Raw genomic sequence first — 16,601 nt, forward strand, 5'->3', positions numbered from 1 at the left:
TACAGGTCTCGCAACCCGAACCTTCTCCGAAGATCGACGGTGACCGCCAGCGTCACCACCGGCCGCGCACTGCGCTACGCCGGAGGCTCCGCGCGCGGCCTCCTACACCACTTCCCGGGACACTACCCGCCCTGTATCTGGAATTTCTGGCCGCCATCAATTCGGGAAGCGTGGAGTTGCCGCCTGATACGCAGTTTGCTCGCCAGCTAGTTGCCCTTGAGCGCCGAACCGGGCGCAGCGGGCGGGACATGATCGACCATCCGCCTGGGGGGCATGATGACCTCGCGAACGCGGTCGCTGGGCTGGTTGCGACCATCAAGAAGCCCGTGAGCAGATTCACGGTATCTGAACTTAGAATCTAGAAACGAAAGGACAGCCATTGGTTCAATATTCCGAAGCAGTCGACCAACTGATCAGCCGGGCGCAGGCGCGTGGCAGCAAGCAGGGGCAGGCACTTATCCAGCAGATGCAGAGCGTCGCAGGGGTAACCCGAGCGCTCGAAGGTGTCATCCTTAACCGCAACCTGGCGGACACCGAAGCGGCGCATATCAAAAAGGTGCATCAAGCCGGTGAACGTCTTGCCAGGGCTTTGGGTGCGACGAGGGACCGAGGCACTGAGGCTCTGAACTTGTCTTTGGGTGATCTTTCTCAAAAGCTGCGCGTTCAGACGGGATTGCGTCCACCTGAGGGCGTGGCAGAGGTGGTTCACCAGACTGAGGTTCGGCAGGCACTACTCGCCATGAAACCTGAGCAGCGAGCAGCGGTGGTCAATGACGCGCTTAAGTCAAAGGACGTGCTGACGCTGAACGCTCTGACAAACGGCGCGGCGTATCTGTCCGGGGTTGAGCCAGAGCGGATCAAGGCGGTGACAGACACCTACACTAAACAGGTCGCACCGGAGTTGGTCGATAAGATCGACTCTGTTCTGGAAATCGACGCCGAGTTGCAGGCAGCTATCAGGGCTGCTGAACGCGCCGCCGTCGATGCACGGGATGAGAGTGCGATGCGGAAGATCGTCGCAGCGGAAGCCGCCGCAGGCGAGGCCGACCGGGCTTTTGGGGTGGCTTTGCAGGGGTAGGAAAACCTCCCACGTCAGCCGAAAACCCTCATAGCCTGAATCCATACACACGCGGGCGCGGGCGCTGTCGACCATCATCGAGGCCATGGCGCGGGCGAAGGAACTGGGCCTGACGCCGGAACAGGTGAACGCGGCGATGACCATGGTAAATTGGGGTGAAGGGGATAAGGCGGCATGAGTTCAACGGGCAAAGCAGGAGTAGCGAAAATGACTGATTATCAAAGGAAGCAGCTTGACTTGCTGGCGCAGATTGCGGAACGACTGGCGAGGATTGAAGCGCACCAAGATCGGTGGGATAAGCTGGGGATGCCAGAAGTCAGGACGCCCTGAGCAAGTCGATACCCTTGGCTGTGATCTTCGCTCCGTTAATCTTTGCCGTCGAGCGCTCGTGGGGGTCGTCCGCTGGAACCATCTCCTTCACGACTTCGACAAGGGCAGATTGCACCAGATAGGCCCAATTGAAATCTCGGGTCTCGGGCGCAAGAATCGCTTTGGCTTCGTCCACGTCCATCAACCCAGGGTAAACTTCTGAAAGGGCAATCAGCAGCCGCTTCTGTGCTTCATCATCGAACTTTTTCATCGTATCCCCTAAAAATCTGAACGTCCGGCAGAATCAGGCGGACGGTCAAGGTCTGATGGGCGGATGCATCTATCTAACTTTCTTGTACGCCTTCGACTGTTACCCCAAATGTTACCCCAGCCGAAAACGAGAAAAGCCCCCGCGAAAGGGCTTGCTCTTAAATCTCTGTATTTTCAGGGATTTTTGGCTCCGGCGGTAGGGATCGAACCTACGACCAATTGATTAACAGTCAACTGCTCTACCGCTGAGCTACGCCGGATCACCGAAGCGGCGTATAGCAATGGAGTCGGGGGGCGTCCAGTGGGTTTGCGCGGATTTTTCCGCCCTCCGCTCAGTGCCGTCAGGACAGGCAGAAACGGGCCTGGAGAGTGAGGGTTGGTGTCGCCTTGACCAGGCCGCGGCCGTGCAGGTCGACCAGATGGGCGAGGACGTTGCGGGCGGCGGCGGGGAGCAGGTTCTCGGGCGTATCGGCGTAGAGACGCGCGGTGAGGCGGGGCAGGGTGGAGGGGCCCTTGGCAAGGGCCTCGATGATCTGGGCTTCGCGGTCGCGCCGGTGCGCCAGCAGCCAGTCGATCCGGTCGCGGGGTCCTACGATGACGGGCCCGTGCCCGGGCAGCAAGAGCGGCGGGCGGCGCTCGCACAGCTGGGCGCAGGAGGCCATGAAATCCGTGAGGTCCCCGTCCGGCGGCGAGATCAGCGTGCTGGCCCAGCCCATGACATGGTCGCCGGAAAAGCCCCATTGCGCCCCCAGCAGGCAGATGTGATTGCCGAAATGGCCGGGCGTGTACAGCACCTTCAGCGCCCAGTCGGCACCGGAAACCGCCTCGCCATCGGCCAGCGAGACGGCGGGCACGAAATCCGACATGACCCCTTCGCCGCCGCCGAGGCTGCCGGTCGCGGCAAGCCGGGTCATGACGGCGCTGCGCCCCGCGCCCGCCGGTCCGCGGGCCATGACCGGGGCGCCGGTGCGGCGCGACAGGGCAGGGACCAGGGCCGCGTGATCCAGATGGGCATGGGTGACGAGGATCGCCCGCAACGGTCGCCCGGCAATCGCCGCGAGAAGCGCCTGCAGATGTGCCGGATCGTCGGGGCCGGGGTCGATCACCGCCACGTCCCGGTCGCCCAGCACATAGCTGTTGGTGCCCAGGAAGGTCATCGGCGAGGGGTTTGGCGCGAGGATCCGAAGGACCCCGGGCGCGACCGGCTGCGGCGCGCCGGCGCGGGGCGGCTGCCGGCTCATCCTGTGCGCTTTCCCTTCATCCTGCGCCGGAGTAGCGTCGCGTGCATGTCCTTCATCTGGCTCAAACGCTACATGCCCCGCGGCCTCTATGGCCGGGCGGCGCTTATCCTGGCGCTGCCCGTCTTCGGGCTGCAGCTTATCGTCACCCTGTCCTTTTTCCAGCGGCATTTCGAGGATGTGACGACGCAGATGACCCGCTCTGTCGCCTACGATCTGCGCTATCTTGCGACGGCGGTCCGCTCTGCGCCGGATCTCGCGGCGGCGCGGGCGGCGATCGACGCCATCGCCCCGCCGCTCGACCTCGAACCCGCCCTGCCGGCCCCCGGGATGCCCGCCCGGAACGAGCGCCGGTTCTACGACCTCTCGGGCCGGGTCGTGCTGTCCACGCTCAAGGACGAGCTGGACGGCATTCTGGTGACCCGGCTGCCCGATGACCGGAATGTCTTCATCTGGCTGTCCACGCCGCATGGGCCGATGATGGTGGAGTTCGACCGGGGGCGGGTCTCGGCCTCCAACCCGCATCAGCTTCTTGTGCTGATGATCATTCTCGGGATACTGCTGACGACGATCTCGTTCATCTACCTGCGCAACCAGCTGCGCCCGATCACGCGGATGGCCGCCGCGGCCGAGGAATTCGGCAAGGGGCGGATCGTTCGCTATCAGCCCTCGGGCGCCACCGAGGTGCGCGCCGCCGGGCGGGCCTTCCTCGAGATGCGGTCGCGGATAGAGCGCCATACCCAGAGCCGGACCCTGATGCTCTCGGGGGTCAGCCACGACCTGCGGACACCGCTGACACGGCTGCGGCTGGCGCTGTCGATGCTGGACGATTCGGATGCCGAGCCGATGCGGCGGGACCTGGACGAGATGCAGCACCTGCTGGACAGTTTCCTCGATTTCGCGCGGGGCGACGCCGAGGACGATGCCGAGATCGTCGACCCGGTCGATCTGGTGCGCGCCATCGTGCGGGACGCCGCCCGGTCCGGCCGGAGCGTGGCACTGGTGTCGGTCGAGGGGCCGGAGGGCGAGACCATGCGCCTGCGTGCCATGGCGCTGCGCCGGGGTCTCGACAACCTGATCGACAACGGCCTGCGCTATGGCACCCGGGCAGAGGTGTCGGTGCTGCTGACGCCGCGGTCGCTGCGGGTGATCGTCGAGGATGACGGGCCGGGCATTCCACCCGAGCACCGCGAAGAGGCGATGCGGCCCTTTGTGCGGCTTGACCGGTCGCGCAACCAGGACCGGGGCAGCGGCGTGGGGCTGGGGCTGGCGATCGTGGCCGACGTGGCCCGCGCTCATGGCGGCAGCCTGGTCCTGGGCGAGAGCACCGCCCTGGGCGGGCTGCGGGCGGAGCTGCGGCTGGCCCGCTAGGGCGACCGCCCTGCGAGAGGCCCGGCGCAGGTTCGCCGGATCACAGTCTGGATCGGTGGGTCGGCCGGGAAGGTCTGGCTGATGATGGTAGGCCCGGAGGGACTCGAACCCCCAACCTAAGCGTTATGAGCGCTCAGCTCTAACCATTGAGCTACAGGCCCAGCCTAGCACTTTCCTAGCAGAGCGCGGCAGGCGGTCAAGGCTCATCGTTGCCCAGTGGCGAGCCCTGTAGGACCTGGCGCAGCACCGCCAGCATCTCGGCTTCGCCGGCGCTCAGGCTCTCGGGGTCGCCGTCCATCTCGACCATGGCGCGCAGATCCGCGTCGGTGAGCGGGGCGGTCAGGATCTCGGAGGGCGCGGACCAGGGGCTGTCTGGCCAGGGCTGCGGCTCGGCTGTGGCGGCCGGGGGCGGCGCTTCGGAGGCGTCTTGCGAGACGGGACCGGCGGTGGCTGGCAGGGGGGCGAGCAGGGCGAGGCAGGTCAGAAGGGTGCGGCGCATGTGATCTTTCCCGGTCATGACGAAGAGATGTGTGGGCAGGCGCGAACCTGCAACGCGGATCCTGCCATGACGTCAAGGCAAGAACTTGGCGGGCCGGTGGCGCTGGCGCGTTGCCGAGCGCGCAATGTTCGGGTATCGCGCCCCCAAGAGGCGCGTGGCGAAAGGATGCGCCCCCAAGAGGCGCGTGGCGAAAGGATGCGCCCCCAAGAGGCGCGTGGCGAAAGGATGCGCCCCCAAGAGGCGCGTGGCGAAAGGATGCGCCCGCAAGAGGCGCGTGGCGAAAGGATGCGCCAGCAAGAGGCGCTTGGCGAAAGGATGCGCCCGCTAGAGGCGCGTGGCGAATGGATGCGCCCCCAGGAGGCGCGTGGTGAAAGGATGCGCCCCCAGGAGGCGCTTGGTCATTCGATCCGCCGCCGGAGGCGCCCGGTGATCGGAGCCCCGCCCGGGGCGGATGTAGAACGGCGGCGCGGCCCGCGGCACATGGTGGGAAGGCAGGACGATGGCGGAAAAGAACGGTCTGAGCTACGCGGAGGCCGGTGTCGATATCGATGCGGGCAATGCGCTGGTCGAGCGAATCAAGCCTGCGGCCAAGGCAACCGCCCGCCCCGGCGTTATGTCCGGGCTGGGCGGCTTTGGCGCCCTCTTCGACCTCAAGGCCGCGGGCTACGCCGACCCGGTGCTGGTCGCGGCCACGGACGGGGTCGGCACCAAGTTGCGGATCGCCATCGACACCGGCGAGGTCTCGGGCGTGGGCATTGATCTGGTCGCCATGTGCGTCAACGACCTGGTCTGCCAGGGCGCGGAGCCGTTGTTCTTCCTTGACTATTTCGCCACCGGCAAGCTGTCGGTCGAGGCCGCGGCAACGGTGATCGAGGGCATCGCCGCGGGCTGCACGGCCGCAGGCTGCGCCCTGATCGGCGGCGAGACGGCCGAGATGCCGGGGATGTATCCGGCGGGCGATTTCGACCTCGCGGGGTTTGCCGTGGGCGCGATGGAGCGCGGGACCGCCCTGCCGGCGGATGTGGCGGCGGGCGACGTGCTGCTTGGGCTGGCCTCGGACGGGGTGCATTCCAACGGGTTCTCGCTGGTCCGCAAGGTGGTGGCGCTGGCCGGGCTGGGCTGGGATGCGTCCGCGCCCTTTGCCGACGGGCCGCTGGGCGCCGCGTTGCTGCGGCCCACCCGGCTTTATGTGCGCCCGGCGCTGGCAGCGATCCGCGCGGGCGGCGTCCATGGACTGGCCCATATCACCGGCGGCGGGCTGACCGAGAACCTGCCGCGAATCCTGCCCGAGGGGCTGGGCGCCGAGGTCGACCTCTCGGCCTGGACCCTGCCGCCGGTGTTCCGCTGGCTTGCCGAAACCGGCGGGCTGTCCCAGGCCGAGCTGCTCAAGACCTTCAACGCGGGCATCGGCATGGTTCTCTCGGTCGAGGCGGGCCGGGCCGACGCGCTGGCCGAGGTGCTGGCCGCCGAGGGCGAAACCGTCTGCCGCCTTGGCACGGTCTCGGCGGGGACGGGCGTCAGCTTTGGCGGCGCACTTCTGTGACACGGCGTGTCGCGATCCTGATCTCGGGCGGCGGCTCCAACATGGACAGGCTGCTTGCCTCGATGGAAGGCAGCGACAACGCCCGGCCCGTGCTGGTGCTGTCGAACCGCGCCGATGCGGGCGGGCTGGCGAAGGCGTCTGCGCGGGGCGTGCCCGTGGCCGTGGTCAGCCACAAGGATTTCCCGAAGGATCGCAATGCCTTCGAGGCCGCTCTTCACGCTAGGTTCGAGGCGGCCGGGACCGATCTGATCTGCCTTGCAGGCTTCATGCGGATCCTCACGCCCGGCTTTGTCGGCAAATGGACGGGGCGGATGCTGAACATCCACCCCTCGCTGCTGCCGAAATATCCCGGGCTCGACACCCATGCCCGCGCATTGGCCGCCGGCGAGGCCGAGCATGGCTGCACCGTGCACGAGGTCACGTCGGAGCTGGACATGGGGCCGATGCTGGGACAGGCGCGGCTGTCCGTCCGGGCCGGCGACACGGCCGAGACCCTCGCGGCGCGGGTGCTGACGCTGGAGCATCGGCTGTATCCGCAGGTGCTGGCCCGGTTCGCCGCCGGCGACCGACGTCCCGTCACGATCGAGGCTGTGGACTGACCCTCTCTTTTCAATCGGGCGCCGCTCGCCTATGAGAGGAAACGCCCCCGAGAGCCGGATCCACATGCGCACCATCACAACGACCGAAGACCTCCGCGATTTCTGCGAGGCGGCCGCCACGGCGCCTTATGTGACAGTCGACACCGAATTTCTGCGGGAACGGACCTATTACCCCCATCTCTGCCTTGTGCAGCTGGCCTATCCGGGCGACGGCACGGAGGACGCGGTGCTGGTGGACCCGATCAACACCGGCCTCGACCTCGCGCCGCTTTACGACCTGTTTCGGGATCACGGGGTGGTCAAGGTGTTCCACGCGGCCCGGCAGGATCTCGAGATCTTCTACATCGACGGCAATGTCATCCCCGAGCCGCTGTTCGACACCCAGGTCGCGGCGATGGTCTGCGGCTTCGGCGAGCAGGTCGGCTACGAGACGCTGGTGCGCAAGCTGGCCAAGGAGTCGCTCGACAAGTCCTCGCGCTTCACCGACTGGTCGCGCCGGCCTTTGTCGGAGGCGCAGAAGCAATACGCCCTGGCCGACGTGACCCACCTGCGGGTGATCTACGAGGCGCTGAAGGCAGAGCTCGACCGCTCGGGCCGGACCAAGTGGCTGGCCGAGGAAATGGCCGTGCTGAACGATCCGGGCACCTACAAGGTCGAACCCGAGAACGCCTGGCAGCGGATCCGCACCCGCACGCAATCGGCGCGATTTCTGGCCATCGTGCGCGAACTTGCCCGTTTCCGCGAGGCCTACGCGCAAGAGCGGAACGTGCCGCGCAACCGGGTCTACAAGGACGACGCGCTGGTGGAGCTCGCCTCGACCAAGCCGGCCTCGCTCAATGACCTCAGCCGCTCTCGGCTGTTGCTGCGCGAGGCGCGCAAGGGAGAGATCGCGGAAGGCATATTGGCGGCTGTCGCGGCCGGGCAGGCCGCCGAGCTGGACGATCTGCCCCAGCCCGACCGCTCGCGCGAAAAGATGGTGGTGAACCCGGCGCTGGCCGACCTGCTGCGGGTGCTGCTCAAGGCCAAGGCCGAGGAAAAGGGCGTGGCCCAGAAGCTGATCGCGACCTCGTCGGATCTGGACGAGATCGCCGCCGGGCGCCGCGACGTGGCGGCCCTGCGCGGCTGGCGCAAGGAAGTCTTCGGCGACGACGCGATGAAGCTCTGCAACGGCGAGATCGCGCTGGCGGCCAAGGGGTCCAGCGTGGTGCTGGTGCCGCTCTAGCGGCGGGCGCTGACGGCGTTGCCCTGGGCCACGACGCGCACGCCGGTGATGTAGGACAGCTCGTCCTCGTCGAGCGTGATCGCCGAGGTGATCCGCCGCACCGGCGCGGGGCCGCCCGCGGGATAGCCCGCCGCCCGTTCGGCCCGGAACGCCAAAACCAGCGTGCCGCCCTCGAAGCCCTCTCGGGTCAGCTGCGCGTTGTAATTGCCCGCCTCATAGGCCAGCCCCGAGGCGGTGACGATGGCGCCGAAGGCCGCGGGCTCCATCCGCACGTCGGTCACCTGCGCAAGCAGCGCCCGCCCGTCGATGACCTGCGTGCCCGTTCCCGCGTCGACGAGGGGGCGCAGCGGCCCGCGAACCGTCGCCTGCGTCCGGCGGGCGCCGCCGAACGGGTTGAGCGAGCCGATCGACCCAAGCGAGCCTTGCGATCCGAGCGATCCGAGAGAGCCCGAGGACCCTTGCGAGCCAAGCTGCCCGCAGCCCGAGACCGAGAGGGCGGCGCAAAGGGCGCAGACGGAAATCGGGGCGATGCGCATGGCGGCGGGTTCCTTGGTCGTTATCCCTCCTTTTGCTAGCCCAATCCGGCGCGATGGGAAAGCGTCCACTGGACGTCCGCGCGCTGCCGTCCTAAATCCGGGCGCAGAAAGAAGGGAAACCACCATGGCCCAGCCGGCATTCGAGGATATCGCGGAAACCTTCGAGTTTCTGGACGATTGGGAAGAACGCTATCGCCACGTGATAGAGCTTGGCCGCGCGATGGACCCGCTGGAAGAGGCGCTCAAGGTGCCGGCGACCAAGGTCGACGGATGCGCGAGCCAGGTCTGGCTGGTGCCCTTCGTGGAGGGGCAGGGCGCGGGCGCGGTCTATCACTTCCGCGGCGAGAGCGACGCGATGATCGTGCGCGGGCTCATCGCCGTGCTGCACGCGCTTTACGACGGGCTGCCGGCGGGCGAGGTCGGCCGGGTTGACGCCCGCGCCGAGCTTGAGCGGCTGGGCCTGAACGATCACCTCTCGGCGCAACGCTCCAACGGCCTGCGCGCCATGGTCGAACGGATCCGGGCCCAGGCGGCCTCGGCCGCCGCGGCCTAGCGCTCCGCGACCCGCTCCAGCCGTGTGGCGAGATCGCCGTAGCCTGTGGACCGCCGCTCGAACGCGAGACCCAGCCTCTCGGCGCAGGTCCGCGCCCGCTCGGTGAGGGCCGCATCCTCGGTCTGCGCGAGGTAGACGACCTTTTCGTAATTGCCGAAATACATGTCGCGCAGCTCCGGATGCCGGTCGAGACCCAGCGGCTGCCAGACGAAGGCGTCGAACTGGCGGGCGAGAAAATCCGTGAGGTAGAAGGCCGTCATCTCGTCCCGCGCGGCGAAGCTGTCCAGCCCTTCGAAGAATGCATAGCAATGGGGGCCCGCGATCATCTCGACCCCGAGCCGGTCGCAGGTCGCCTGAAGCTGCCCGCCGGTGCCACAATCGGCATAAGCGACGAAGATCCGGTCATGATCGTCGCGGGCTTCGGTCACCGCCTGCTCGACCGCCGGTGCGATGCGTTCGGGGTGGTTGTGCAGGATGGCCGGCAGGCAACGCAGGGACACGTGGTCCCAGCCGTTGAGCCGGATCAGCGCCAGGATCTCATGCGCGAGCGCCCCGCAGGCCAGGATCAGCACAGGCCCGCCAACGCCGGTGTCAAAGCCGGCGTCGGTCAGGGTGGTGTCATCGGGCGCTGTATCTGTCATCTCTCCCCGGGCGTCGACCAAGGGAGGCCCGCCGTCAAGCCTGTTTCGGCTCGTCGGCCAGCACGTCGGCGCGGGGGTCGTCCTTCAGGGTCCGCATCCGCTGATGCGTGGCCTCGAGGTGGTTCATCATGTCACGCAGCGTGGGTTCGTCCCGCGCGTTGTCGGCGTGGTGGACGGCTGTGCGGAACAGGTCGAGCGTGCGGTCCTCGTGGTCTTCGAGGCTGTCGATCAGCGTCCGGTCGGTATCGCCGATGAAGGCGCCGACCCGGCCCGCGATCTCGCGGCCCTTTTCCCGGGCGTCCAGGTCACGGACCTCGCCGCCGACCTCTTCGACCATGCCGGCCAGCTGGCGGGCATAGCTCTCGCGGATCTCGGCGTGTTCGACGAAGACGACCCGGTTTTCGGCCTTGCCGGTCTGGCGGGCAGCCTTGCGGTAATAGCCCGCGCCGGTTTTCAGCGTTGCGATCAGGTCATTCAGGTTGTTCAGTCTCTGCGACATGGTGTCCTCCGGTGTTCAGGTTCACCGGGGAAACTCACCGAAACGCCGCTTGTTCCCTCCCGTCACGCGATTGCCGCGCGGGGTCTCGTCGCGGCAAGGGGCCATATCCGGCGCCCGCCGGTCAGCGTCTTGCGGCTACCAGCCGCACCAGCAGCGCAAGCGCCAGCGCGACGATCAGCACCAGGCCAGAGGCCGCCCCGGCCCCCGAGGTGAGGGACGAAAGGCCCCAGACGGTCAGCCCCGCCAGGGCGAGAACACCAAGAATGATCGCAAGAAATCGGCCTGTCGGCATGAGGGCACCTCCTTCGAGACATATGGGGCCGGTGCGCCCCACATGGAATGGGCCCTCAGCCTCCGGCGCTCATCTGGTTGTGCTTGCGCGAGACGAAGGTCTTCGCGGTCTCGACCGCCACGGCGGCGTCGCGGCAATAGGCGTCGGCCCCGATCGCCTTGCCGAACTCCTCGTTCAGCGGGGCGCCGCCCACGAGCACAATGTAATCCTCGCGGATGCCCTTTTCCTTCATCGTGTCGATCACGACCTTCATGTAGGGCATCGTCGTGGTCAGCAGGGCGGACATGCCGAGGATGTCGGCCCCCTCGGCCTCCAGCGCCTCGAGGTATTTCTCGACCGAGTTGTTGATCCCGAGGTCGACAACCTCGAAACCCGCGCCCTCCATCATCATCGACACCAGATTCTTGCCGATGTCGTGGATGTCGCCCTTGACCGTGCCGATCACCATCTTGCCGACGCGCGGGGCGCCGGTTTCCACCAGCAGCGGCTTGAGGATGAACATACCCCCCTTCATCGCGTTGGCGGCCAGCAGCACCTCGGGGACGAACAGGATACCGTCGCGGAAGTCGTTGCCGACGATGGTCATGCCGCCGACAAGCGCCTCGGTCAGGATGCGGTAGGGTGTCCAGCCCCGCTCCAGCAGGATCTCGACGGATTCCTCGATCTCTTCGCGCAGGCCGTCGTAGAGGTCGTCGTACATCTGCGCGACAAGCTCTTCGTCGTCGAGCTCCGACAGGATGATGTCGTCATCTTCGGCCATGTCTCTGATCTCCCGACGCGGTTTCATTGCGGTGTGCACCGCAACGCCTGACCCGGCTTCGCGATTTCCGACACTGATTGCCCTGCAAGCGACCCGGATACAAATGAATTCGCGGCATGGTGAACCTGAAGCGGCTTCACATGTTCCGTTTTTGTTCTATATTGACGATATGACCGAGACCCTTCCGATCCCGCCAGAGCGTCGCCGCGGACGCGCCGCCGTCACCAACCGGACCAACCGGTTCGAACGCCTGACCACCGAGGCCGTCGACGACGGCTGGGAGAGAGAGCCCCTGCCGCCCCTGCGGACCGAGGTGCGCGAGGAACGGCCGCGTTCGGCCATCGCCCGCAACACCTCGCCGGACGTCAGCTTCGACCGCTCGGTGAACCCTTACCGCGGGTGCGAGCATGGTTGCATCTATTGCTTTGCGCGGCCCAGCCACGCCTATCTGGGCCTGTCGCCGGGGCTCGATTTCGAGACGCGGCTGATCGCGCGGCCCGACATCGCCGAGGTTCTGGCGCGGGACCTGTCGCGCAAATCCTACCGGCCCGCGGTGCTGGCCATCGGCACCAACACCGACCCCTACCAGCCGGTGGAGCGCGACCGGGGCATCATGCGCCGTGTGCTCGAGGTGCTGCGCGAGTTTCGGCACCCGGTCTCGATCGTGACCAAGGGGGCGCTGATCGAGCGGGACGTGGATATCCTGGGCGAGATGGCGGCGATGGGGCTGGCGCATGTGGGCATTTCGGTCACCACGCTGGACCCCGCGACCGCGCGGGCGATGGAACCGCGGGTGCCGTCGCCCGCGCGCCGGCTGCGGGCGATCCGGGTGCTGTCCGAGGCGGGGGTTCCGGTGCGGGTGATGGCCTCGCCCGTGGTGCCCGCGCTGACCGACCATGAAATAGAGGCGATCCTGCTGGCGGGGGCCGAGGCGGGGGCGGGCACCGCCAGCTACATCGCCCTGCGGCTGCCGCGCGAGGTCTCGGGGCTGTTTCGCGACTGGGTCGCCGAGGCCTTTCCGGACCGGGCAGACCGGATCATGGGCAGGGTGCGAGAGCTGCACGGCGGCCGCGACTACGACCCGGAGTTCGGGCGCCGGATGTCGGGGCAGGGGATCTGGGCCGACCTGATGAAGCAGCGGTTCGCCGTGGCCCTGCGCCGGTCTGGATTGCGGCGCGATGCAGCACCGCTGCGCTGCGACCTGTTCCGGGTCCCGCCGAAGCCCGGCGACCAGCTGTCCCTTTTCGGATAGCTCTGCGCCCGGGGGCGGTTCAGCTCTTGGTGCGGCGGCGACCACGGCGGGCGGTGGCCTCGGGGCCCTTGCCGTCGGTGCCGTCGGAGGCGGAGGAGAACTCGCCCAGGGTCGCGACGATGGCCTCCAGCGTGGGCGCCGGGCCCTTGGCCCGGGTCTCCAGCGCCGCGCGCATGGCGGTCAGGTGCTCCGGCGTGGTGCCGCAGCAGCCGCCGATGATCCGCGCCCCGGCGTCCCGGGCCATGAACGCGTAATCGGCCATCAGCTCGGGCGTGCCGTTGTAATGGATGTGGCCCTCGACGTATTTCGGGATGCCCGCGTTGCCCTTGGCGATGATCGGCCGGTCGGGACCGGCGGCGGCGAAGCCCAGCACCGTGCGCATCAGGTCGGAAGAGCCGGTGCCGCAATTGGCCCCGAAGGCCAGCGGAGGGGCGGGAAGCTTGCCGACCATGCGGACCATTTCGGCCGAGGTCATGCCCATCATCGTGCGCCCCGCGGTGTCGAAACTCATGGTGCCGCACCAGGGCATGCCGGCCAGGGCAAAGCCCTCGGCCGCGGCCTTGTATTCCTCGGGCGCCGAGATCGTCTCGAGCCAGAGCACGTCGGCCCCGCCGGCCTTCAGCGCCTCGGCCTGTTCGTGGAACATCTCGACCGCGCTCTCGTGGGTCAGGGTGCCCATGGGGGCCATGATGTCGCCGGTGGGACCGACCGACCCGGCCACGACGATCGGGCGGCCGGCCTTGTCGGCGACCTCGCGGCCGATCTCGGCGGCGGCGCGGTTGAGCTCTCCGACCCGGTTCTGGGCGTCGTGCAGTTTCAGCCGGGAGGCGTTGCCGCCGAAGGAATTGGTGAGGAACAGGTCCGAGCCGGCCTCGACCGCGCCGGAATAGAGCGCAGTGATGCGGTCGGGGTGGTCGACGTTCCAGAGCTCCGGGGCATCGCCCGATTGCAGGCCGAGGTTGAACAGAGTCGTGCCGGTGGCGCCGTCGGCCAGGATCCAGTCGCGGGAGGCGAGCATCTTGCTCAGGGCGTCGGTCATCGGAGGCCTCATCGGGGTCATGGCGGGCTGAAGAGCCCGGAGGGGGTTGCGGGCTGAAGAGCCCGGAGAGCGGGCCTACCGGGCCACAGCGTGCCCAAGGCGCCGCGAAAACTTGCTTGATTGTGAGGTGCCATGCAGGGCGGCGGAGTGCAAACCCGTTTTCCTGAAGATCATCCTGCACCCAAGGTCAAATCACGGGCTTCGTGCCCGCGGCCGCGGGCACGAGAGGTTCGGCCCCGCGGCCGGACAGGTGAAACCACGGCCCCGCCGGCCAGCGCTGTGGCGGACAGTCGCCGGCCCCTGCGTCCAGGCCGGTGGTCACGGGCCACTTGATCGGACCGGCAGGACCAGGATCAGCTGACGAGCTGGACCTTGGCCTCGGCCATGCACTCGACCATCTTGGCGCGGATCTCGGCCTCGGTCGCCTTGTCGCCCAGATCGCCGGTCAGCTTGCGCACGACATCCTCGTGCCCGGCTTCCTCGAAGTCGGATTTCACGACCTCGACCGCATAGGCCTCGGCATCGGCGCCCTCCTTGCCAAGCAGGCCGGCGGCCCAGAGGCCGATCAGCTTGTTGCGTCGCGCCTCGGCCTTGAAAAGCATCTCGGCATCGTGGGCATACTTGGCCTCGAACGCGTGTTCCCGGTCATCGAAGGTTGTCATCGGCGGCTCCCCCGCATTGGATTGTTACCCTGAGATATGGCTCATGGCGGGTGCTGTTGCAACCGCGCGGGCGCTTGCGACGGCGCGGGCGTTGCCATATGGGTGACAGCGACGTCCGCACCCGTCCGGGTCGCGGACCCAAATCATTTCGAGGATCCGTCATGGCGCGCCGCAAGAAGATATACGAAGGCAAGGCGAAGATCCTGTACGAAGGCCCCGAGCCGGGCACCCTGGTGCAATATTTCAAGGACGACGCGACGGCGTTCAACGCCGAAAAGCGCGCGGTCATCGAGGGCAAGGGCGTGCTCAACAACCGGTTGAGCGAATTCTTCATGACCGGCCTGACTCAGCTGGGGATTCCGAACCATTTCATCCGCCGCCTGAACATGCGCGAGCAGCTGATTCGCCAGGTCGAGATCATTCCGCTGGAGGTCATCGTCCGGAACGTGTCGGCGGGCTCCATGGCCAAGCGCCTCGGGATGGAGGAAGGTGTTCAGCTGCCGCGTCCGATCATCGAGTTCTCGCTCAAGGACGACAAGCTGGGCGATCCGCTGGTGCCCGAGGAATACATCACGGCCTTCGGCTGGGCCTCGCAGCAGGATCTGGACGACATCGTGCAACTGGCGATCCGGGTGAACGATTTCATGTCCGGCGTGATGTACGGCGTCGGCATCAAGCTGGTGGATTTCAAGATCGAGGTCGGCCGGATCTGGGACGGCGATTATCAGCGGCTGGTCGTGGCGGACGAGATCTCGCCCGATTCCTGCCGGCTGTGGGACATCGAGACCGGGGCGAAATTCGACAAGGACGTGTTCCGGCGCGACCTGGGATCGCTGACCGATGCCTATACCGAGGTCGCCCGCAGGCTGGGCGTGATGCCGTCCAACGCCACGCACATGCCCAAGCCGACGCTCATCAACTGACTGTCGGATTCGAGTTTTCTTGCCAAGATGAAGGAGGGACGCCGGTGAAGGTTCGGGTGGATGTCATGCTGAAGGACGGCGTTCTGGATCCCCAGGGAGAGGCGGTGCGCCACGCGCTGGGGGCGCTCGGGTTCGCCGGGGTCGAGGGGGTCCGACAGGGCAAGGTGATCGAGCTGGAGCTGGCCGACGGGACCCCCGAGAGCGAGGTCGGCCGGATGTGCGAGCAGCTGCTCGCCAACACCGTGATCGAGAGCTACCGGATCGTGATGGAATGAAGGCCGCCGTCCTGACGGCCTACCGCCGGCCGCTGGAGATCGAGACCCGGGCCGACCCCGACTGTCCGCCCGACGGGGTCGTTCTGCGGGTCCTGGCCTGCGGCGTGTGCCGGTCGGACTGGCACGCCTGGGCGGGCGAGCATCCGCGGGTGAAGCCGGGCGCGATAGGCGGGCACGAATATTGCGGCGAGGTCGTGGCCGCCGGGCCGGCCTCGGGCTGGGTCGTGGGCGATATCCTGGTGGCGCCGTTCCTGCTGAGCTGCGGGCGCTGTGCGGCCTGCCGGGGCGGGGTGGAGCATACCTGCCCGGACATGCTCTATCCCGGGCTGGGGATGGATGGGGCGTTCGCCGAATTCGTCGCCGTGCCAAGGGATCACAACCTGCAGCGTCTGCCCGAACACATGGATCCGGTGCTGGCCGCCGGGCTTGGCTGCCGGGTCATGACCGCCTGGCACGGGCTGACGGATCGCGCCGCGCTTCAGCCCGGCGAATGGCTTGCGGTGCATGGCACGGGCGGCGTGGGCCTTGCCGCGGTGCTGCTTGGCCGGGCCATGGGGGCGCGGGTCGTGGCAGTCGACGTGGTCCCGGAGAAGCTCGATCATGCCCTGGCCCATGGCGCCGAGGCGGTGGTGAACGCGGCGCAGGAGGGCGCCACCGAGCGTCTGCGCGAGATTACCGGCGGCGGGGCCCATGTCTCGCTCGAGGCGGTGGGAATCGCGCCCACGCTCAACGGCTCCATCGCCGGGCTGCGGCCGCTGGGCCGGCACGTGCAATGCGGGATGCCCATCGGCCATACCGCGCGGATGGAGATCGACCTCAACGGCGTCTTCATGAAGAACCTGGCGCTTTTTGGCTCCAAGGGGATGCCCGCGCACCGGTATCCGCAGCTGTTCAGCCTGATCGAGAGCGGGGCAGTGGATCTGTCGCCGATGATCGGGCGCGAGATCGGGCTGGGCGATGTCTCGGCCGAGCTTGCGGCGATGGAAGGGCCGACCGCGCCGGGCGTCGCGGTCGTGACCGACTTTTCCGGCGGCTGAGGG

The 16,601-nt window shown here is 67.5% G+C and carries 20 protein-coding genes, 2 tRNA genes and 1 pseudogene; 10 read left to right on the top strand and 13 right to left on the bottom strand.

Going from position 1 to position 16,601, the window contains the following annotated elements:
- The first annotated feature begins 379 nt into the window (after nucleotides 1-379).
- Entirely contained in the window at nucleotides 380-1,078 is a 699-nt protein-coding gene (locus tag ROA7023_RS17270; RefSeq protein ID WP_085880287.1) for a hypothetical protein, read from the top strand.
- 316 nt (nucleotides 1,079-1,394) lie between these two features.
- Here the strand turns inward: ROA7023_RS17270 and ROA7023_RS17275 are convergent, their stop codons facing one another.
- The 3 genes from ROA7023_RS17275 to ROA7023_RS17285 all read right to left on the bottom strand — a co-directional run bounded on the left by ROA7023_RS17275 (nucleotide 1,395) and on the right by ROA7023_RS17285 (nucleotide 2,898).
- Complete coding sequence (locus tag ROA7023_RS17275) at nucleotides 1,395-1,658, bottom strand: hypothetical protein (protein ID WP_085880288.1); 264 nt, start codon at nucleotides 1,656-1,658, stop codon at nucleotides 1,395-1,397.
- A gap of 184 nt (nucleotides 1,659-1,842) precedes the next feature.
- Nucleotides 1,843-1,917, bottom strand: a tRNA-Asn gene (locus ROA7023_RS17280).
- Between the two features lie 81 nt (nucleotides 1,918-1,998).
- Nucleotides 1,999-2,898 carry an MBL fold metallo-hydrolase gene (locus ROA7023_RS17285; protein WP_085880289.1) on the bottom strand — a complete coding sequence of 300 codons (900 nt, stop codon included), beginning with the start codon at nucleotides 2,896-2,898 and terminating at the stop codon, nucleotides 1,999-2,001.
- Nucleotides 2,899-2,943: 45 nt separating this feature from the next.
- Between ROA7023_RS17285 and ROA7023_RS17290 the strand changes: the two genes are divergently transcribed.
- Nucleotides 2,944-4,266 carry an ATP-binding protein gene (locus ROA7023_RS17290; RefSeq protein WP_085880290.1) on the top strand — a complete coding sequence of 441 codons (1,323 nt, stop codon included), beginning with the start codon at nucleotides 2,944-2,946 and terminating at the stop codon, nucleotides 4,264-4,266.
- A gap of 85 nt (nucleotides 4,267-4,351) precedes the next feature.
- On the opposite strand, the gene ROA7023_RS17295 is transcribed toward ROA7023_RS17290, so the two are convergent.
- The 3 genes and pseudogenes from ROA7023_RS17295 to ROA7023_RS25695 form a co-directional block, all read right to left on the bottom strand.
- Nucleotides 4,352-4,427, bottom strand: a tRNA-Ile gene (locus ROA7023_RS17295).
- Nucleotides 4,428-4,462: 35 nt separating this feature from the next.
- A complete protein-coding gene (locus ROA7023_RS17300) occupies nucleotides 4,463-4,765 on the bottom strand; it encodes a hypothetical protein (RefSeq protein ID WP_085880291.1) in 303 nt (100 codons plus the stop codon).
- A 259-nt stretch (nucleotides 4,766-5,024) separates the two neighbouring features.
- Nucleotides 5,025-5,324, bottom strand: a pseudogene (locus ROA7023_RS25695) (hypothetical protein); the annotation flags it as partial.
- On the opposite strand from ROA7023_RS25695, the gene purM reads away from it, so the two are divergent.
- The 3 genes from purM to rnd all read left to right on the top strand — a co-directional run bounded on the left by purM (nucleotide 5,265) and on the right by rnd (nucleotide 8,129).
- A complete protein-coding gene (purM, locus tag ROA7023_RS17305) occupies nucleotides 5,265-6,308 on the top strand; it encodes a phosphoribosylformylglycinamidine cyclo-ligase (RefSeq protein ID WP_085880292.1) in 1,044 nt (347 codons plus the stop codon). The pseudogene ROA7023_RS25695 and the gene purM overlap by 60 nt on opposite strands.
- Nucleotides 6,305-6,907, top strand: coding sequence for a phosphoribosylglycinamide formyltransferase (gene purN, locus ROA7023_RS17310; protein WP_085880293.1), 603 nt, complete (start codon nucleotides 6,305-6,307; stop codon nucleotides 6,905-6,907). Before purM ends, purN begins: the two co-directional genes overlap by 4 nt.
- Before the next feature lie 64 nt (nucleotides 6,908-6,971).
- Nucleotides 6,972-8,129: a ribonuclease D gene (gene rnd / locus ROA7023_RS17315; RefSeq protein WP_085880294.1), complete on the top strand. Its 1,158-nt coding sequence runs from the start codon at nucleotides 6,972-6,974 to the stop codon at nucleotides 8,127-8,129.
- Here the strand turns inward: rnd and ROA7023_RS17320 are convergent.
- Entirely contained in the window at nucleotides 8,126-8,665 is a 540-nt protein-coding gene (locus tag ROA7023_RS17320; RefSeq protein ID WP_085880295.1) for a hypothetical protein, read from the bottom strand. The two genes, rnd and ROA7023_RS17320, sit on opposite strands and share 4 nt — an antisense overlap.
- Before the next feature lie 124 nt (nucleotides 8,666-8,789).
- Between ROA7023_RS17320 and ROA7023_RS17325 the strand changes: the two genes are divergently transcribed.
- Nucleotides 8,790-9,218, top strand: coding sequence for a SufE family protein (locus tag ROA7023_RS17325; RefSeq protein ID WP_085880296.1), 429 nt, complete (start codon nucleotides 8,790-8,792; stop codon nucleotides 9,216-9,218).
- Here the strand turns inward: ROA7023_RS17325 and ROA7023_RS17330 are convergent.
- The 4 genes from ROA7023_RS17330 to ROA7023_RS17340 all read right to left on the bottom strand — a co-directional run bounded on the left by ROA7023_RS17330 (nucleotide 9,215) and on the right by ROA7023_RS17340 (nucleotide 11,410).
- Nucleotides 9,215-9,859: a DUF1638 domain-containing protein gene (locus tag ROA7023_RS17330; RefSeq protein ID WP_085880336.1), complete on the bottom strand. Its 645-nt coding sequence runs from the start codon at nucleotides 9,857-9,859 to the stop codon at nucleotides 9,215-9,217. The genes ROA7023_RS17325 and ROA7023_RS17330 overlap by 4 nt on opposite strands.
- 34 nt (nucleotides 9,860-9,893) lie before the next feature.
- Complete coding sequence (locus ROA7023_RS17335; RefSeq protein ID WP_085880297.1) at nucleotides 9,894-10,358, bottom strand: DUF2383 domain-containing protein; 465 nt, start codon at nucleotides 10,356-10,358, stop codon at nucleotides 9,894-9,896.
- Between the two features lie 121 nt (nucleotides 10,359-10,479).
- Entirely contained in the window at nucleotides 10,480-10,650 is a 171-nt protein-coding gene (locus tag ROA7023_RS24860) for a hypothetical protein (protein ID WP_200812546.1), read from the bottom strand.
- 55 nt (nucleotides 10,651-10,705) lie between these two features.
- Nucleotides 10,706-11,410 (bottom strand): cobalamin B12-binding domain-containing protein, encoded by a 705-nt coding sequence (locus tag ROA7023_RS17340; RefSeq protein WP_085880298.1) that lies wholly within the window; start codon nucleotides 11,408-11,410, stop codon nucleotides 10,706-10,708.
- A 169-nt stretch (nucleotides 11,411-11,579) separates the two neighbouring features.
- Here ROA7023_RS17340 and ROA7023_RS17345 point away from each other — a divergent pair, with 169 nt between their 5' ends.
- The gene (locus ROA7023_RS17345; RefSeq protein WP_085880337.1) at nucleotides 11,580-12,662 is read left to right on the top strand and encodes a PA0069 family radical SAM protein; all 1,083 of its coding nucleotides are present in this window, start codon (nucleotides 11,580-11,582) and stop codon (nucleotides 12,660-12,662) included.
- Between the two features lie 19 nt (nucleotides 12,663-12,681).
- On the opposite strand, the gene bmt is transcribed toward ROA7023_RS17345, so the two are convergent.
- Nucleotides 12,682-13,701, bottom strand: coding sequence for a betaine--homocysteine S-methyltransferase (gene bmt, locus ROA7023_RS17350; RefSeq protein WP_085880299.1), 1,020 nt, complete (start codon nucleotides 13,699-13,701; stop codon nucleotides 12,682-12,684).
- A gap of 353 nt (nucleotides 13,702-14,054) precedes the next feature.
- Nucleotides 14,055-14,363: a DUF1476 domain-containing protein gene (locus tag ROA7023_RS17355; protein WP_085880300.1), complete on the bottom strand. Its 309-nt coding sequence runs from the start codon at nucleotides 14,361-14,363 to the stop codon at nucleotides 14,055-14,057.
- Nucleotides 14,364-14,524: 161 nt separating this feature from the next.
- On the opposite strand from ROA7023_RS17355, the gene purC reads away from it, so the two are divergent.
- The 3 genes from purC to ROA7023_RS17370 are packed head-to-tail and all read left to right on the top strand — an operon-like array spanning nucleotide 14,525 to nucleotide 16,598.
- Complete coding sequence (gene purC / locus ROA7023_RS17360) at nucleotides 14,525-15,286, top strand: phosphoribosylaminoimidazolesuccinocarboxamide synthase (protein WP_085880301.1); 762 nt, start codon at nucleotides 14,525-14,527, stop codon at nucleotides 15,284-15,286.
- Between the two features lie 44 nt (nucleotides 15,287-15,330).
- Entirely contained in the window at nucleotides 15,331-15,561 is a 231-nt protein-coding gene (gene purS / locus ROA7023_RS17365) for a phosphoribosylformylglycinamidine synthase subunit PurS (RefSeq protein ID WP_085880302.1), read from the top strand.
- Complete coding sequence (locus ROA7023_RS17370) at nucleotides 15,558-16,598, top strand: zinc-binding dehydrogenase (RefSeq protein ID WP_085880303.1); 1,041 nt, start codon at nucleotides 15,558-15,560, stop codon at nucleotides 16,596-16,598. The genes purS and ROA7023_RS17370 overlap by 4 nt, the downstream gene beginning before the upstream one ends.
- Nucleotides 16,599-16,601 lie beyond the last annotated feature (3 nt).

It is taken from the genome of Roseisalinus antarcticus (genome assembly GCF_900172355.1).
Taxonomy (GTDB): domain Bacteria; phylum Pseudomonadota; class Alphaproteobacteria; order Rhodobacterales; family Rhodobacteraceae; genus Oceanicola; species Oceanicola antarcticus_A.

Excerpts from the sequence above, each read along its gene's own strand:
- ROA7023_RS17320 (WP_085880295.1), bottom strand. The coding sequence starts at position 8,665 with ATGCGCATCGCCCCGATTTCCGTCTGCGCCCTTTGCGCCGCCCTCTCG.
- ROA7023_RS17345 (WP_085880337.1), top strand. The coding sequence starts at position 11,580 with ATGACCGAGACCCTTCCGATCCCGCCAGAGCGTCGCCGCGGACGCGCC.
- ROA7023_RS17370 (WP_085880303.1), top strand. The coding sequence starts at position 15,558 with ATGAAGGCCGCCGTCCTGACGGCCTACCGCCGGCCGCTGGAGATCGAG.
- ROA7023_RS17300 (WP_085880291.1), bottom strand. The coding sequence starts at position 4,765 with ATGCGCCGCACCCTTCTGACCTGCCTCGCCCTGCTCGCCCCCCTGCCA.
- bmt (WP_085880299.1), bottom strand. The coding sequence starts at position 13,701 with ATGACCGACGCCCTGAGCAAGATGCTCGCCTCCCGCGACTGGATCCTG.
- ROA7023_RS17325 (WP_085880296.1), top strand. The coding sequence starts at position 8,790 with ATGGCCCAGCCGGCATTCGAGGATATCGCGGAAACCTTCGAGTTTCTG.
- ROA7023_RS17335 (WP_085880297.1), bottom strand. The coding sequence starts at position 10,358 with ATGTCGCAGAGACTGAACAACCTGAATGACCTGATCGCAACGCTGAAA.
- ROA7023_RS17290 (WP_085880290.1), top strand. The coding sequence starts at position 2,944 with ATGTCCTTCATCTGGCTCAAACGCTACATGCCCCGCGGCCTCTATGGC.
- purC (WP_085880301.1), top strand. The coding sequence starts at position 14,525 with ATGGCGCGCCGCAAGAAGATATACGAAGGCAAGGCGAAGATCCTGTAC.
- ROA7023_RS17355 (WP_085880300.1), bottom strand. The coding sequence starts at position 14,363 with ATGACAACCTTCGATGACCGGGAACACGCGTTCGAGGCCAAGTATGCC.
- ROA7023_RS17285 (WP_085880289.1), bottom strand. The coding sequence starts at position 2,898 with ATGAGCCGGCAGCCGCCCCGCGCCGGCGCGCCGCAGCCGGTCGCGCCC.
- ROA7023_RS17340 (WP_085880298.1), bottom strand. The coding sequence starts at position 11,410 with ATGGCCGAAGATGACGACATCATCCTGTCGGAGCTCGACGACGAAGAG.
- ROA7023_RS17330 (WP_085880336.1), bottom strand. The coding sequence starts at position 9,859 with ATGACAGATACAGCGCCCGATGACACCACCCTGACCGACGCCGGCTTT.
- ROA7023_RS17275 (WP_085880288.1), bottom strand. The coding sequence starts at position 1,658 with ATGAAAAAGTTCGATGATGAAGCACAGAAGCGGCTGCTGATTGCCCTT.
- rnd (WP_085880294.1), top strand. The coding sequence starts at position 6,972 with ATGCGCACCATCACAACGACCGAAGACCTCCGCGATTTCTGCGAGGCG.
- purM (WP_085880292.1), top strand. The coding sequence starts at position 5,265 with ATGGCGGAAAAGAACGGTCTGAGCTACGCGGAGGCCGGTGTCGATATC.
- ROA7023_RS24860 (WP_200812546.1), bottom strand. The coding sequence starts at position 10,650 with ATGCCGACAGGCCGATTTCTTGCGATCATTCTTGGTGTTCTCGCCCTG.